Annotated in this window: 16 protein-coding genes; 14 read left to right on the forward strand and 2 right to left on the reverse strand. The window is 61.6% G+C overall.

Annotated features, from left to right (window positions below; genetic code table 11):
• Positions 1-878, reverse strand: an 878-nt coding sequence (copD, locus tag GGQ90_RS27455) for a copper homeostasis membrane protein CopD (RefSeq protein ID WP_188084514.1), incomplete at its 3' end; no start/stop codon positions are given.
• A gap of 4 nt (positions 879-882) precedes the next feature.
• The gene (gene copC / locus GGQ90_RS27460; protein WP_051035789.1) at positions 883-1,275 is read right to left on the reverse strand and encodes a copper homeostasis periplasmic binding protein CopC; all 393 of its coding nucleotides are present in this window, start codon (positions 1,273-1,275) and stop codon (positions 883-885) included.
• A 316-nt stretch (positions 1,276-1,591) separates the two neighbouring features.
• Here copC and GGQ90_RS27465 point away from each other — a divergent pair, with 316 nt between their 5' ends.
• The 14 genes from GGQ90_RS27465 (at position 1,592) to GGQ90_RS27535 (ending at position 15,717) form a co-directional block, all read left to right on the forward strand.
• Complete coding sequence (locus tag GGQ90_RS27465; RefSeq protein ID WP_343054198.1) at positions 1,592-2,083, forward strand: c-type cytochrome; 492 nt, start codon at positions 1,592-1,594, stop codon at positions 2,081-2,083.
• 135 nt (positions 2,084-2,218) lie between these two features.
• Entirely contained in the window at positions 2,219-2,500 is a 282-nt protein-coding gene (locus tag GGQ90_RS27470) for a hypothetical protein (protein ID WP_017502274.1), read from the forward strand.
• Positions 2,497-2,934 (forward strand): periplasmic heavy metal sensor, encoded by a 438-nt coding sequence (locus GGQ90_RS27475; RefSeq protein ID WP_017502275.1) that lies wholly within the window; start codon positions 2,497-2,499, stop codon positions 2,932-2,934. Before GGQ90_RS27470 ends, GGQ90_RS27475 begins: the two co-directional genes overlap by 4 nt.
• Positions 2,931-3,503 (forward strand): RNA polymerase sigma factor, encoded by a 573-nt coding sequence (locus GGQ90_RS27480; RefSeq protein WP_021243451.1) that lies wholly within the window; start codon positions 2,931-2,933, stop codon positions 3,501-3,503. The genes GGQ90_RS27475 and GGQ90_RS27480 overlap by 4 nt, the downstream gene beginning before the upstream one ends.
• 93 nt (positions 3,504-3,596) lie before the next feature.
• A complete protein-coding gene (locus tag GGQ90_RS27485; RefSeq protein WP_021243450.1) occupies positions 3,597-5,492 on the forward strand; it encodes a copper resistance system multicopper oxidase in 1,896 nt (631 codons plus the stop codon).
• Positions 5,489-6,754 carry a copper resistance protein B gene (locus GGQ90_RS27490; RefSeq protein ID WP_017502279.1) on the forward strand — a complete coding sequence of 422 codons (1,266 nt, stop codon included), beginning with the start codon at positions 5,489-5,491 and terminating at the stop codon, positions 6,752-6,754. The genes GGQ90_RS27485 and GGQ90_RS27490 overlap by 4 nt, the downstream gene beginning before the upstream one ends.
• A 23-nt stretch (positions 6,755-6,777) precedes the next feature.
• Entirely contained in the window at positions 6,778-7,470 is a 693-nt protein-coding gene (locus GGQ90_RS27495; protein WP_026109409.1) for a PepSY domain-containing protein, read from the forward strand.
• 42 nt (positions 7,471-7,512) lie between these two features.
• Positions 7,513-7,959 (forward strand): DUF305 domain-containing protein, encoded by a 447-nt coding sequence (locus GGQ90_RS27500; RefSeq protein ID WP_017502281.1) that lies wholly within the window; start codon positions 7,513-7,515, stop codon positions 7,957-7,959.
• Between the two features lie 71 nt (positions 7,960-8,030).
• Positions 8,031-8,426 (forward strand): DUF305 domain-containing protein, encoded by a 396-nt coding sequence (locus GGQ90_RS27505; protein ID WP_017502282.1) that lies wholly within the window; start codon positions 8,031-8,033, stop codon positions 8,424-8,426.
• Between the two features lie 46 nt (positions 8,427-8,472).
• Positions 8,473-8,916: a DUF411 domain-containing protein gene (locus tag GGQ90_RS27510; RefSeq protein WP_017502283.1), complete on the forward strand. Its 444-nt coding sequence runs from the start codon at positions 8,473-8,475 to the stop codon at positions 8,914-8,916.
• A gap of 193 nt (positions 8,917-9,109) precedes the next feature.
• Positions 9,110-9,337 (forward strand): hypothetical protein, encoded by a 228-nt coding sequence (locus tag GGQ90_RS27515; RefSeq protein ID WP_234781450.1) that lies wholly within the window; start codon positions 9,110-9,112, stop codon positions 9,335-9,337.
• A gap of 523 nt (positions 9,338-9,860) precedes the next feature.
• On the forward strand, positions 9,861-11,090 hold the full coding sequence (locus GGQ90_RS27525) for a TolC family protein (protein ID WP_017502287.1): 1,230 nt from the start codon (positions 9,861-9,863) through the stop codon (positions 11,088-11,090).
• Positions 11,087-12,580: an efflux RND transporter periplasmic adaptor subunit gene (locus GGQ90_RS27530; RefSeq protein ID WP_017502288.1), complete on the forward strand. Its 1,494-nt coding sequence runs from the start codon at positions 11,087-11,089 to the stop codon at positions 12,578-12,580. Before GGQ90_RS27525 ends, GGQ90_RS27530 begins: the two co-directional genes overlap by 4 nt.
• Entirely contained in the window at positions 12,577-15,717 is a 3,141-nt protein-coding gene (locus GGQ90_RS27535; RefSeq protein ID WP_188084515.1) for a CusA/CzcA family heavy metal efflux RND transporter, read from the forward strand. The genes GGQ90_RS27530 and GGQ90_RS27535 overlap by 4 nt, the downstream gene beginning before the upstream one ends.
• Positions 15,718-15,785: the final 68 nt, after the last annotated feature.

Consider the following 15,785-nt stretch of genomic DNA (forward strand, 5'->3'; position numbering starts at 1 on the left):
CTTCGGCCGCTACGCGACCCCGGTGCAGTGGGTATCGACGATGCCTGAAGGTGCGCCTTATGTAGGTTTTCTGTTCCGTTGCTACTCAACCCCCGGGTCAGGAAGAAGCGATTGGCGGCGGCCAGCGTCAGCATGACGCCGAACAGTATCAGCTTTGCCCCCAGCAGAAGGCCGTAGAGACTGGCAAAAAGGGAACCGAGCCGGGATGGTCCGATCAGGATCCAACTGTTGATGAATCCCGACAGGATAAGCAGCCCTACGACTACCGATCCGACCTTTGCAAAGCCATCCAGCGCGCGGTGAGAAAGGTGGATATGATCGATCGCCATGCGAGCTGCAGGGCGGAAAATGAGAAGGCAAAGGGCGAATAATGCGCCTACCCAAATCCCCGCCGCCCAAAGATGGGTGATGTCGGCCCCAAGATGGACCCATCCCCGCAAGCCTTCGTCGGCAGCGCCATGCCCCGTCCAGGCCAAGGTCGCCAGAGCGACAGCGGCGGTCGCTGACAGCGACCACAGGGCGAAAGCGGGACGCCGCCAACCGACGATGGAAAAATAGAGCACGAGCAGGAGGGCCGCGACCCGTACCTGCCAGACCGTCCCGATCGCAGTGCCCGATATGAGAAGATTGACCGTGGCGCGGTCTACCTGATCGAGTGGCACGCCCCCCATCGAGGCCGCCAGGACCATCATGCCCAGGATAGATAATACGATACCGGCCAGCGCGATTGTCGCCAACACCGACCGGAAACGCAGGACCGAGCCGGATGCCCGCTCAGTCCCGCGCAACGTGTAGAGGCCGAACATCGGCAACCCGAAGAGGAGCATGAGATCGAGGAAAAGTCCCAGCCTCACTGCGATCGCTATGATGTCCGGCACGGTCTTACTGGACCTTGAAGGTGTAGCTGCCCTGGATGCGATGGGTGTCAGCAGAGACGACGTGATAGTCGACCTTGTAGGTTCCAACCGGCAACGGCTTGGCAAGCGTCGCGACGAGCGTCTTGCCATCGGCGCCCACGGTGGCCTTGACGCCGTTCATCTTCATCGGCGCCATCTTCATGCCTGGCATTTCGGTCATCGTCAGGTCGAGCCCGGAAAATTGTGCGACGAGCGCTTCAGAAAAGACGAGCTGAATTCTGGTCGGGGCGGCGACCACGGCATTTGCGGCAGGGGTGGCGGCATTGAGCTTAGGGTGAGCCTGCGCAGCGGTAGCGGTGAGGACAGACGCCGCCATGGCGACGGCAAAGATTGTTTTACGAAACATCGATTTCTCCATGGGCGGCGAGACTGCCGACACATCGAATTACGCACCACGCGGCGCCACCCCTCATCAGGCGCGCAAGAATTCTGCAAATCAGAACCCCGGCGGGATTTGCGAATGAGATCTGCGCGACAGATGAGGGATCGAAGCTTGCAGTGCGTATGGACAATTGGATGGGTGTGAGAACCACCCGGATCCAAGGGACGCTGCCGCTCGGGAGGAAGCTATGGAGAATGCTAGGACGACTTGGCTGCGCAGGCACTTTCCAAGTGTAGGTTTTATCGCTGCGACAGCGCTGGTCGGCGGCGCGCTAGCGGGGATCGTCGTCTATGTGGGTGCCTATGACATCGGGGCGGATTCGCCGCACACCAAACCGGTCTATTGGCTGATCGAGCAGCTCCGAGATCGTTCCATCGCCGTGCGATCTCGTGATGTGAATGTCCCGGCCAACCTTGGGGACGTGAAGCGGCTGCAGAGCGGGGCGGGGCTCTACACCGAGATGTGCAGCGGCTGCCATCTCGGGCCAGGACTGGAAAAGTCCGAAATCAGCCAGGGACTCTATCCGAGGGCGCCGGAGCTTTCCCGCGAGGAGCAAAGATCGCCAAAGGAGCAATTCTGGATCATCAAGCATGGGGTCAAGCTGACCGCGATGCCAGCTTGGGGTAAGACCCATAGCGACGAACTGATCTGGGATATGGTGGCTTTCGTAAGGCAACTTCCGCGTATGTCACCCGCCCAATATCAGGCGGCAATAGCCAGTGCGCCCGAAGACCATGACGCGATGATGAAGGATATGCCCGGCATGACGAAGACGGCGCCATAGCGTTGCGGCTGCTCCGTCGCTGTTGCTCAGATCTGCCCGCTATGTGCGATGCTTTGACGGACAGGCTGATAGAGGGGAAAGTAAAGAACACGTCCTGGGCCGTTGCCCCGGATTGATTGAGGATTGGACTTTTCGATGGATACCGACCTGGACCGGCTGCTGAGCCGCTTACGCAACGAACCGACGCATCCGGGGCTGATTGGTCTGGAGGATGCTGTGTTCCGACGCATAGCGGCATTGCCGCAGGTTTCGACCGCGTCTCAATTCCGCCTCGGTGCGGTCGCGGCTTTCGGAGCGGTACTGCTGGGTATCGCCAGCAATGGCTTTACGCCGCGTGCCGAGGCGTCGGTCACGCTATCGCCTTTCGGGCCATCAAATCCGCTTGCCCCTTCGACGCTGCTGGTAGGTTCTCAATGAAGCCCAAATTGCTCCTCCTCGTCGCCATCGTCGCCTTTGCATCGGCGGTTGCGGGCGTGTTCCTGGGCCGCTACTTTTTCCCGCGGCCCAAGGCAGCCGGCGTCGAGCTCCACGATGTCTTGCACAGCAAGCTCGATCTGGATGATCGTCAGAAGGCCAAGATCGAGCTGCTAGAGCAGGGTTTCGCCGTGCGTCGGCGCGCGCTGGAGCTTGAACTGCGATCGGACAATGCGCGTCTCGCAGCCGCGATCGAGGTCGAACATGGCGAAGGGCCGCGTGTGACCGCGGCCGTCGATCAGTCGCATCAGGCAATGGGCGAACTGCAAAAGGAAACGCTCGGGCACATCTTCGCCATGCGGCAAATCCTTCGCCCCGATCAGGCCAAGACCTTCGATCAGGCGGTGGTTCATGCGCTCACCGACGATGCACGGTGAGTCTGGATCTCCAGGCGTGTTCGGACGGTGAACTAGCGGCACTGACGCTTGCCGGTCGGCAGTCGGCTTTCGCCGAGATTATGCGTCGGCACCAGACAGCGATATTTCGACTGGTGCGCGGCCTGGTCGGGAATGCCGAGGAAGCACTTGATCTCACGCAGGACTGCTTTGTATCCGCGTTCAGCCATCTGCGGAAATATGATGGTGCGCGTCCGTTGCGCGCCTGGCTATCCCGGATCGCGATTAACAAATGTCGCGATTGGCGCCGCCGCCAGAGGGTGCGGCAGCTCTTCACATTTGGCTCCGCGCCGTCGGATGATGAGATTGAGCAAGTGCCGGATGACGCACCCTCCGCACATGCCAGTGCTGAATCGAAAATAGAGGTGGAGCGACTGTCGGCGGCGATCAGCGCATTGCCTGCCACGTTGCGTGAAGTCCTGATGCTCAGGACCGTCGAAGGGCTCAGTCAATCAGAGGCCGCCAAAGCGCTTTCCGTCAGTAGCAAGGCTGTGGAGACGCGCCTGTATCGCGCGCGCGCGCGCCTCGCAGAAATACTCGCTGAGGAATGAGGGGTGCGCGCTGCTCGCGCGTAAGGATAAAGAGATACCGCGCTTAAGCGTCTTTTCAGACCCAAAGTGCTGCACGTTGAACAAGGAGATATTATGTCCCCCGGATTGAACCGCCGCGACCTTTTCCGCGGCGCTGCGCTGGCCGGCGGTGGCCTCGCATTGTCGGCATGGCTGCCGGCATGGGCTCAACCCATTTCGTCCGGGATTGCCAAGCCACTGCCAACGGTCAGCGGGAACGATATCACGCTCAAGATCGCGCATCAGATGATGATGATCGACGGCCGACAAAGCCATGCCATCGGCATCAATGGCACTGTGCCTGCGCCCCTCATCCGTCTGCGTCAGGGCCAAAACGTCCGCCTGTCGGTGATCAACGATCTCGAGGAAGACAGCTCGATCCACTGGCACGGCCTGCTTTTGCCGTTCCAGTTCGACGGCGTGCCCGGCATCAGCTTCCCCGGCATCAAGCCCAAGTCGACCTTTGTCTATGAGTTCCCCATCGTCCAGGCTGGCACCTATTGGTATCATAGCCATTCGGGGCTGCAGGAGCAGTTAGGTCATTACGGACCGATTGTCATCGACCCGGAAGGCGAGGATCCGATTCAGTCGGATCGAGAGCATGTCATCGTGCTCTCCGACCATAGCCAGATGCATCCGCACGCAATTTTCCGGAAGCTCAAGCAGGTCGGCGGTGGCTATTTCAATTATCAGCGGCAAACGCTGGCCGGTTTGCTGGCCAAGGAAGACCAACCCCTCAAGGACCGACTTGACTGGGGCAATATGCGGATGGATCCGACCGACGTGTCCGATGTCACGGGCTCGACCTATACCTATCTCGTGAATGGGCATGGCCCACGGGACAACTGGACCGCGCTTTTCAAGCCAGGTGAGCGCGTTCGCCTGCGTTTCGTCAATGCCTCCGCGATGACGACGTTCAATGTCCGGATTCCCGGTCTCAAACTTACGGTTGTTCAGGCCGACGGGCTCAATGTCAGGCCGGTCGAGGTCGACGAGTTTCAGATCGCGGTTGCCGAGACCTATGATGTCATCGTTACTCCGACCGATGATCGCGCCTACACGCTGGTCGGTGAATCCGTTGATCGTTCGGGCATGGCACGCGCCACACTGGCTCCGCGTGAAGGCATGACGGCCGAAGTTCCGCCGCTCCGCAAGCGGCCCCTTGCCGATATGAAGGACATGGGCATGGGGGACATGGATATGAGCGGCATGTCCGGCATGGACCACGCAGCAATGGGGCATGACATGTCTGCCGGCGGAGCTGCCGCGGGCGGGATGGCAGGCATGGATATGGGGGCCGGCGCGTCGATGCCAAGCATGCAAAAACCGGCGGATAGTTCCATGGCCAACATGCCCGGAATGGGCAGCGGGTCCGGTGATACAATGGGCGGCATGGCGATGGGCGGAATGGGCGGCATGAACATGCGCGACGCCAGCAAAGCGCCGCAGGTTAAGATGGGACCGGGTGTCCAGACGATCTCGCCCATGCCGATGGATCGCACGGGAGAACCGGGACAGGGTCTCGAAGACGTTGGCCACCGGGTTCTTGTCTATCGCGATCTCATGGCGGTGGAGCGCAACCCCGATGTTCGCGCGCCAGACCGCGCGATGGAAATCCACCTGACCGGGAATATGGAACGCTATATGTGGTCGTTCGATGGGGTGAAGCTCAGTGACAAGCGCGAGCCCATTCCCTTTATCGAAAACGAAAGGGTCCGCGTCACGCTCGTCAATGACACGATGATGTCGCACCCGATCCATCTTCATGGGCATTTCTTCGAGCTGGTGACCGGGCATGGCGAGTATTCGCCGCGCAAACACACCGTCAATGTCGCACCAGGAGGCAAGGTAAGTTTCGACGTCACCGCAGACGCAGTCGGCGACTGGGCGTTTCACTGCCATATGCTCTATCACATGCATGCCGGGATGATGCGCGTCGTCTCCGTCCGTCCCCGGGGAGATGCCGCATGAAGTCGCTTCTCCTTCTGATCGGCGCGGCCCCGCTCGCCTTGGCGACCCCAGTCAGCGCGCAGTCGATGCAGAATATGCCGGGCATGAACATGCCTGCTGCTCAGCCAGCGGCGAAGAAAAAGCCGGTGGCCAAGCCAGCAAGCCAGCCCAGGCGCGCCGCTGCGCCCACGGCTAAGGGCAAGCCTGCCACCCCGAAGCGCCGGGCACCGGCAGCAAAACCCAAGTCGGCGCCGCACGACATGTCGGGCATGGGGGCTATGTCCGGCATGGAGATGCCCGGTGACAAGACGCCTCCAACGGCTGACCCGCATGCCGGCCACGACATGTCCGGCATGCCTGGCATGACCATGCCCGATGGGGCGGGCGGTACGATGAAACACGACATGCCCGGCATGGACATGCAGGCGGCACCCGGCGGTCAGCCGATGCAGCACGATATGTCGTCGATGCCCGGCATGGCGATGGATGGGCCGATGGCAGCCCATGGCGCTGGTGGCACCAGTCTCATGCCCGGCAACGCCCCTGCACCCCAACCTCCTACCGACAACTATGCCGACCGCGTCTACAAAAACGGCGAGATGGCGGCTTCGCGTACCATGCTGCATAAGGAACATGGCGGCTCATCCAGCTCGATGATCCTGTTCAATCTGGCGGAATATCAGGTCCGTAACGGCCGCGACGGCTATCGGTGGGACGGGGAGGCGTGGTTCGGCAAGGATCTCGATCGGCTGGTGGTCAAGACAGAGGGTGAGGGCGTTCTTGCTGGCAGAAGCGGCACCTACATGGAGACCGCAGAAGTTCAGGCGCTCTACAGTCGTGCACTCGACCCTTATTGGAACCTCCAGGCGGGTGTCCGTTACGATTTCAAACCCAACCCATCCCGTACTTATGCGACGATCGGTATTGAGGGGGTGGCGCCTTACTGGTTTGAGACCGAGGCTGCCCTGTTTCTGTCGAACAAAGGCGAGGTGTTGGGGCGGATCGAGGGCTATTATGATCAGCGTATCACGCAACGCCTCATTCTCCAGCCGCGCCTGGAAGTGAACCTTTCAGCACAAAATGTCCCGGAGACGCGGATTGGAGCGGGCATCACGAACGCCGAATTGGGACTGCGTTTGCGTTACGAACTGCGCCGCGAATTTGCCCCCTACATCGGCGTTTCTTACGACCGAAAGTTCGGGCGGACGGCGGACTATGCACGCTCAGACGGAGGGGACGTGAAGGCGGCCAGCTTTGTAATCGGTGTTCGGACCTGGTTCTGAGAAGCGCCAAACTCCGCTTCCACATCGGGGCTAGCCGCGTTCATCGCTGGTTAGCCCTGGTTATCGGCGTCCAGCTGCTGCTTTGGTTTGCGAGCGGTCTTGTCATGAGCCTGTTGCCGATCGAGCGAGTCCGCGGTGAACATCTCGTCGAGCGATCGTCGCCGGCGATATTGGAACAGTCGAGATCGCGCGCGCCGTTGGACCTAGTGTTGCGCGCGGCGACCAGACCCGTGCGTGAAGTCCGATATCGCGCGCTGCTCGGCCGCGAGATTGCGGAGGTCGAGTCTATCGATGGGACGATCTCACTCCACGATGCAGAAACAGGTCGTCGACTTGGTCCCGTGAACGCTGCGATGGCTCGCGCGGTGGCGATACAGGCCTACCGTGGTACGTCGGAGCCGCCGAGCGTGCGCCTGGTTGTGGCGTCGACCCCAGAATTCAAGGGCGTCCTGCCGGCCTGGCGGGTGGACTTCCCTGACCGCGAAGCGACCCGCGTCTATGTTGCCCAGAATAGTGGTCGGATCGTCGCTGTGAGAAATGGAACGTGGCGCCTGTACGATTTCTTCTGGGCGCTCCACATCATGGATTGGAAAAACCACGAAAATTTCAACACGCCGTGGTTGATGGCGTTTGCCGCAGGTGGTCTCGCATTGGCGATCGCGGGTTCGGCACTTTTGTATCTTCGGTGGCCGCGAAAGCGACGCCGCACGGGTTGAATAGTCAAGCAGGATCGGGGCGGGGGCCAAAGGAGACGACCAATGATGAAAAATGCCTATGCGAGCCTCGCCCTGCAGACCTTGGTTGGCGGCGTCATCATGTATCTGGTGATGTTCGTCATGATCGACAGCTTGGGGAGCTTCTACAACAACCTGAATATGCTCTACATGACGCTAATGATGGTGGCGCCCATGGTGGTGCTGATGGTCCTCGCGATGGGCCATATGTTCCCGTCGAAAAAGGCAAACGCGGCCCTTATATTAGGGTCAGTTGCGATATTCGCCGGATCATTTGCCCTCATCCGCACGCAAACAACGATCGGCGATACAGCATTCCTCCGATCGATGATCCCGCATCATTCGGGCGCGATCCTGATGTGCCGCGAGGCCTCCTTGAAGGATCCGGAAATCGTTCGTCTGTGCAGCGGCATCGAGGAATCTCAGCGCCGCGAAATCGATGAAATGAAGGCTATTCTAGCCCGCAAGTAGGCTTCGCGCTCCCGTTCCCGTAAATTTTGTGCCGCCTCACGAGGGAAATGGCGCGCCCATGCGTATTATCAATGCGGGGCGCTGAGGAGAGAATTGTGAAGAAAATAGTCCCCATCATCATCGCTGGACTGGTGGCCGCGCCGGCGATCGCCCAAATGCAGGGCATGGACCATAGCAAGATGGACATGCGCCAGACCATGAACCCCACGCCAGCCAATCCTTACCCGCCTGCAGAAATGGAGATGCATCAGAAGATGATGTCCGCCACGGGCAGCGATGCAACGGAGACCTGGGTGCGCAAGATGATCGAGCATCATCGCGGTGCGATTGCGATGTCACGCATCGTTTTGCGCGACACCAAGGACGCGCAGGTCCGAATGATGGCGAACAAGTCAATCACCGAGCAAACGCGAGAAGTGGGCGAGCTTCAAGGCTGGCTGAGAGCCCACAACAAGCGCGCCCAATAGACCTTTCCTCCCCCGCCCAGGGGCGGGGGAACCAATAAGGGATCGTATGACACTCAAATTTGCCCTCGCTGCGTTCATAGCAGCCTTCTCCGTCGCCAGCGCCGAAGCTGCCCCGATCATCATGCATCGTGACCCTGGTTGCGGTTGCTGCGAACAGTGGGCGGCCCAGGTGCGCAGACAATTTGGACAAAGCGTCAATATCGTCGACGACCAGCAACGCGGCCGCTTTCAACGCGCTCAAGGCGTGCCCGCTGCGCTGGCATCATGCCATACTGCAATTGTCGATGGCATGGTTTTCGAGGGCCACGTTCCCATTGCCGACATGAAGCGCGCGATCGCGAAGCGCCCGAAGGGCGTAAAGGGATTGGCCGTAGCGGGCATGCCGCTGGGTTCTCCGGGGATGGAAGTCCCCGGCCAAAAACCACAACCCTACTCTGTCATCGCCTTCGGATCGGCGGGTCAGACGGTATTTGCCCGACACGGCGGGTGACCATCTCGTTGATCTTTGATGCTACGAGGCGTAATAAATAACGGCTGTGAAACGCGTTTTGCAACTTCTTCTCCTTCTGGGAGCCATGGTTGGCTTGATTGGCCAAGCGGCGGCCTTTGCGTCCGCTCCGCCTGCGATGTCCGCCCCAATGGCCACGTCTGTGCAGGCCGTGGCTGGGATGTCGGAAGACTGCATGAAGATAATGGCACAGCAGCAACAACCTGCTCAGAAGCCTTGCAAGGGCATGACCCTGGAATGCATCGCGGCCATGGGCTGCGTCGTTCCGCTGGCCGTTCGTAATGACGCGCCTATGCTGGAAGCACGCGAAGCCAGTCCAGCTCTGCCCTTCTGGGCAACCATCACTGTCCTGCACGGCAGTGACCTCACTCCCGAACCGGAACCACCGACTCTCCTTGGCTGATCGACACCGGCTGCCAGGCTGACAGGATTCTTGCGTCTATCGCGCATCTGAAAATCCTGTCTGACCCGCGGCTACCACGATATTTTGCCCAAGGATTACAGTCATGAAGAACCGTGTTTTCTATGCCCTGCTGGGCATTGCGCTTGCCGCTCCCGTTGCCGCTTTCGCCGGCGAACCCAACACAAACTCGCAGTCTGGCCATTATGAATGGCGTTAATCGCCAAACTATGGCCCGCGTGCGCCATCTATGAGCCCCCGTCGCGTCTGGGTGCCCGATGCTCCGCAGATGGCGAACTGCAACTGCGACATGATGAAGATGAGCGCGGCGGACTGCATGAAGGAGATGCATAGCATGGCATCGCCTTCGTCGGCTCCCTCGGCCGGCTAGGCACAGCCTCTGGCCGTGTAAGGTCGCATAGACGGCCAGGCCAGCAGTGGCGGCGGGATTGCCCCCATCCCGCCGCCACTGACATGCCTGCCAGAGTGCGCGACGCCGGCCTGATCCTCCGATCAGGAGTTTTCCATGCGATTGTTTGTTTGTCTGCCGCTGCTCGCGGCGATCCCCGGCGTTGCATTCGCTGGTCCCCTCACTTTCGACGCTGCGCTCCAGCGCGCGCGGCAGGAAGCGCCGTCGATCAAGGCCAAGGCGCTCGCCGCCGAGGCCGCTCGTTCCGCTCGTGGCGGCGCCGGATCGCTACCTGATCCGACTCTGGCCGTTGGGCTCGACAGTTTCCCGATCTCGGGGCCATTGGCGTTTGCTCCCGGGCAGGACAATTTCACGATGGCGCGGGTGGGCGTGTCCCAGGATATTCCCAACCTCGCCAAGCGCCGTGCGCAACGCGCCCGCGCTGACAGCGATATCAAGGCTGCAGATGCCGACACCGCATTTGAGGCGCGTTCGGTTGAGGTCGGCACTGCGCTTGCCTGGATCAACCTTGCCTATGCCGAGCGCCGGCTGACCGCGCTTGATGATCTTCTAGCCCGTCTGGAGCGCGTGGTGCGGACAACGCCCAGTGCCGTCGCGTCGGGCAATGCCCGGCCTGCGCAGACTCTTGCCGGCCGACAGGCTATCGCCTCATTAGAAGATCGTCGCAGCGAACTGGTCTCAAACATAGCGCGGGCACGGGCTGCTCTGACGCGATGGACGGGTGACCCGGCGCCTGAAATTGCCGGATCTATTCCCGACTTCCCTGTCGATGGGGCCGAACTGCGCGCTGGCCTGGATCGCCTTCCCACCATGGCAATGATCGACGCCCAGTCCGGTCAGGCAATGGCCGATGTGCGTATGGCCGATGCCAACCGCCGTTCCGACTTCGGGGTGAACCTTGCCTATCAACGCCGCGACCCTCGTTTTGGAGATTATGTGTCAGCCGGTGTGACGGTCAGTCTGCCCTTCTTTACCCGCAGTCGACAGAATGCGGGCATTGCGGCGGCCCAGGAGAATGCCGGACGCATCCTGGCCGAACGCGACGCGGCCCTGCGGGCGCTGGCCGCTGATCTCGAAACCGATCTTGCGGACCATATCATGCATCATGAACAGTGGCTGCGCGCGCGGGACACATTGCTGCCACTCGCCGAGCAGCGGGTGACGTTGGAGACGGCAAGCTACGGGGCAGGTCGCGCCAATCTTGTCGATATCGCGGATGCCTATGCGGCCCTTGCCGACGTCACCCTCAACACTCTCGACCGTGAAGCCCTTGTCGCTGCTGACGGTGTTCGACTGAACCTTACGTATCGGAGCGAATCGCAATGAGCCATTTCACAATCCCTCGGGGCGGCCTTTTCGGTGCCGCGGCGCTGCTCGCGGTCGCCGCTGGCGGGGTCGGTTTCACCATCTCTGAATGGAGAGGAGGATCACCCGACGCTACGGCCGCCAAACCGCCGGCACGCAAGATCCTCTATTGGTATGACCCGATGATCCCCGCTGAGCATCATGACGGTCCAGGCCTGTCGTCGATGGGAATGCAAACAATCCCGCGCTATGCGGATGAGGTGGGGGCAAGCGCGGCACAGCCGGGAATATCGATCGACCCGTCCGCCTCCCAGGCGCTCGGGATGCGAACGGTGGCTGTGCGGCGCGGCGAATTGGCGAGCAGTCTCACCGCCACCGGCACGATCGACTTCAACCAGCGCGACGTTGCGATCGTTCAGGCGCGTGCAGGCGGCTTCGTTTCCCGTGTCTATGGCCGCGCACCTGGTGATGTGATCGGTGCAGGCGCGCCGCTTGCCGATGTTCTGGTGCCGGAATGGGGCGGCGCACAGACCGAGTTTCTGGCGGTCCGCCGCACCGGCAACGCCGCTCTGATCCAGGCCGCGCGTCAACGGCTCATGCTGCTCGGCATGCCCTCCGGCACGATCGCATCGGTCGAGCAAACCGGACGACCGCATAATGTGATCACCATCTCCACGCCCACGGGCGGCGTGATCAAGACGTTGAACGTGCGGGGCGGCATGACCTTGATGGCAGGCCAGACGCTTGCCGAGGTCAACGGGCTCGGCACGGTCTGGTTGAATGCCGCCGTGCCGGAAGCGGTCGCCGGTCCCTTGAAGCCTGGACAAGCGGTGCGAGCCGCGCTTGCAGCCTTCCCCGGCGAAACCATCTCCGGGCGCGTTTCGGCGATCCTCCCCGAGACACAGGCCGACAGCCGCACACTCACCGTTCGGATCGAGCTGCCCAATCGCGGCGGGCGACTGCGTCCCGGCATGTTTGCGACCGTCTCGTTTGGCGGGAGCGCGCAGCCGGCGTTGCTGGTGCCGTCCGAAGCCCTGATCCGCACTGGCAAGCGCACGTTGGTCATGCTCGCGCTCGACAAGGGGCGCTACCGCCCTGCCGAGGTGCAAACTGGGAGGGAAGCTGGCGATGATACGGAGATTCTGGCGGGCCTGAGCGAAGGCGAAAAGATCGTCGCTTCGGGTCAGTTCCTGATCGATTCCGAAGCAAGCCTCTCGGGCGTGGAAGCACGGCCGATCGGTGCTGACATGCCAAAGAGTCCTGCCAAACCTATGCCGACCGGCGCAGTCTATGAGACCGTCGGTACGATCGAAAAGATCACCGCCCAGTCGGTGACGCTGAGCCATCAAGCCGTGCCAGCCATTGGCTGGCCAGCGATGACGATGACGTTTCAGCTCACAGACCCGAAAGTCGCGCGCGGCTTAAAGACGGGCGACCGGGTCCGGTTCGGGTTCGATCAACCACCGAGTGGACCAACCGTGCGACGCATGGCGAAGGTAATGGGCCAGTGATCGCCCATCTCATCCGCTGGTCAGTCAGAAACCGCTTCTTCGTCATGATCGGGGTGCTGACGCTGATCGGCGTGGGCGTCTGGGCGGTGCGATCGACCGCGATCGATGCGTTGCCCGATCTCTCGGACACGCAGGTGATCATCCGCACCTCCTATCCCGGGCAGGCGCCGCAGATCGTCGAGAACCAAGTCACTTATCCGCTCACCACCACAATGCTCTCTGTGCCCGGCGCAAAGACCGTCCGCGGCTATTCCTTCTTCGGCGACAGCTTTGTCTATGTGATCTTCGAGGACGGCACCGATCTCTATTGGGCGCGCAGCCGCGTGCTCGAATATCTCAACCAGGTACAAGGCCGGCTGCCGGCCAGCGCCCGCAGCGCGCTGGGGCCGGATGCGACCGGGGTGGGCTGGGTCTATGAATATGCGCTGGTCGATCGCACTGGCCGCCACGATCTCTCGCAGCTTCGCGGGCTTCAGGACTGGTTCCTGCGCTACGAGCTGAAAACGGTAACGGGGGTCGCAGAGGTCGCCAGCATTGGCGGCATGGTGAAGCAATATCAGGTGCTGCTCGATCCGGTGAAGCTCGCCGCCTACGGCGTGACCCACGCCCAGACGGTCGATGCCATTCAGAAGGCCAATCAGGAGAGCGGCGGCTCGGTACTGGAGATGGCCGAGGCCGAATATATGGTCCGTGTCTCCGGCTATCTGAAGACGCTCGACGATTTCCGCGCCATTCCCTTAAGGACCGCAGCCGGCGGTGTGCCGGTGCGACTGGGCGACGTTGCCACGATCCAGGCCGGCCCCGAGATGCGGCGCGGGATTGCCGAACTGAACGGTGAGGGCGAGGTCGCGGGCGGCGTTGTGATCCTGCGCTCGGGCAAGAATGCGCGCGAGACAATCGCGGCGGTCAAGGACAAGCTCGCAGAGCTCAAGAAGGGCCTGCCACCCGGCGTCGATGTGGTTACGGTCTATGATCGCTCGCAGCTCATCGACCGCGCCGTTGAGAATCTGACCCACAAGCTGGTCGAGGAATTCATAGTCGTTGCGATCGTCTGCGGGCTCTTCCTTTGGCATGTCCGTTCGGCGCTCGTTGCAATTCTCACGCTTCCGCTTGGTGTGCTGGCAGCCTTCGTCGTCATGCGTTTCCAGGGGGTCAATGCCAACATCATGTCGTTGGGCGGCATCGCGATCGCCATCGGCGCGATGGTCGATGCCGCGGTCGTCATGATCGAGAATGCCCATAAGAAAATCGAGCGATGGGAGGAGGATCACCCGGACGAACATCTCGAGGGGGATACCCGATGGACCGTCATCACCGAAGCGGCAGCCGAAGTTGGGCCAGCGCTGTTCTTCAGCCTTCTGATCATCACCCTGTCGTTCATTCCGGTGTTCACGCTGGAAGGACAGGAAGGACGGCTGTTCGCACCGCTCGCTTTCACCAAGACCTATGCGATGGCGTCGGCGGCGATCCTGTCGGTGACCCTGGTGCCGGTGCTCATGGGTTTGCTGATCCGGGGCAAGATTCCGCCCGAGCAGTCCAACCCGGTCAATCGCTGGCTGACGAACATCTACCGGCCCGCGCTCGACTGGACGATGCGGCGGCCAAGAACCGTACTGCTGATCGCGGCGCTCGCTTTTGCAACAACCGCCTGGCCGCTCACCCAGCTTGGCGGCGAGTTCATGCCGAAGATGGAGGAGGGTGATCTGCTCTACATGCCCTCGGCGCTGCCGGGTCTCTCGGCGGCGAAGGCGTCGGACCTGCTCCAGCAGACCGACCGCCTGATCAAGACCGTGCCCGAGGTCGAGAGCGTGTTCGGCAAGGCCGGCCGCGCCGAGACTGCCACCGATCCTGCGCCGCTTGAGATGTTCGAGACGACGATCCAGTTCAAACCTCGCGACCAATGGCGACCGGGCATGACTCCGGACAAGCTGGTCGAGGAGCTTGATCGAACGGTAAAACTGCCCGGCCTCGCCAATGTGTGGGTGCCGCCCATTCGCAACCGGATCGACATGCTGGCGACCGGCATCAAGAGCCCGATCGGGGTCAAGGTGTCGGGTGCTGACCTCGCTGAGCTCGACCGCATCGCGCACGATGTCGAGACAGTTGCGAAAACCGTGCCTGGGGTCAGTTCGGCGCTCGCAGAGCGCTTGACGGGCGGGCGCTATGTCGATGTCGATGTCGATCGGGCCGCTGCCGCCCGATTTGGGCTCAATATTACGGACGTGCAGCGGATCGTCTCTGGCGCGATCGGCGGCGAGACGATCGGCGAGACGGTCGAGGGGCTGGCACGGTATCCGATCAGCGTCCGCTATCCGCGGGAGCTACGCGACAGTCTTGACGGAATACGGATGCTGCCGGTCCTGACCCCGTCCGGACAGCAGATCACGCTCGGCACCATTGCGCGCGTCTCGATCGCTGAGGGGCCCCCGATGCTCAAGACCGAAAACGCCCGCCCATCGACCTGGGTCTATGTCGACGTGCGCGGACGCGACCTTGCGTCGGTCGTGAGTGACCTGCAGCATGCGATCGCAAGACAGGTGACGCTCTCGCCAGGGGTTAGCGTCGCCTATTCGGGACAGTTCGAATATCTCCAGCGTGCCGTTGCCAAATTGAAGCTCGTCGTGCCGGCGACGCTGCTGATCATCTTCGTGCTGCTCTACATGATCTTCGGGCGGTTCGATGAAGCAGCTTTGATCATGGGGACGTTGCCGTTCGCGCTCACCGGAGGCATCTGGATCCTCTATCTGCTCGGCTTCAACCAGTCGGTCGCCACCGGGGTAGGTTTCATCGCGCTCGCTGGCGTCTCCGCCGAATTCGGCGTCGTGATGCTGATCTACCTGAAGAACGCCTTGGAAGAGCGCACCGATCCGGATGTCGCCGAGGTCGAGACGGCAGTGCGCGAAGGCGCACTGCTCCGCGTTCGGCCCAAGGCGATGACGGTCGCCGTGATCCTCGCTGCCCTCTTGCCGATCCTGCTGGGATCGGGCGCCGGATCCGAAGTCATGAGCCGGATCGCCGCGCCGATGATAGGCGGCATGCTGACCGCGCCGCTGTTGTCGATGTTCGTCCTGCCTGCCGCCTATCTGCTGCTTCGGCGGCCGAAGATGAATCCCAATGACCAACACGTTTCATTATAAAGGAGAAGACCATGAACTACGGACGACTGACCTTTGCCCTCGGCCTCGCGGCACTGACCGTCGCTTGC

Origin of the sequence: Sphingobium scionense (assembly GCF_014197035.1) — a bacterium.
In the GTDB taxonomy this organism is placed as follows: Bacteria; Pseudomonadota; Alphaproteobacteria; order Sphingomonadales; family Sphingomonadaceae; genus Sphingobium; species Sphingobium scionense.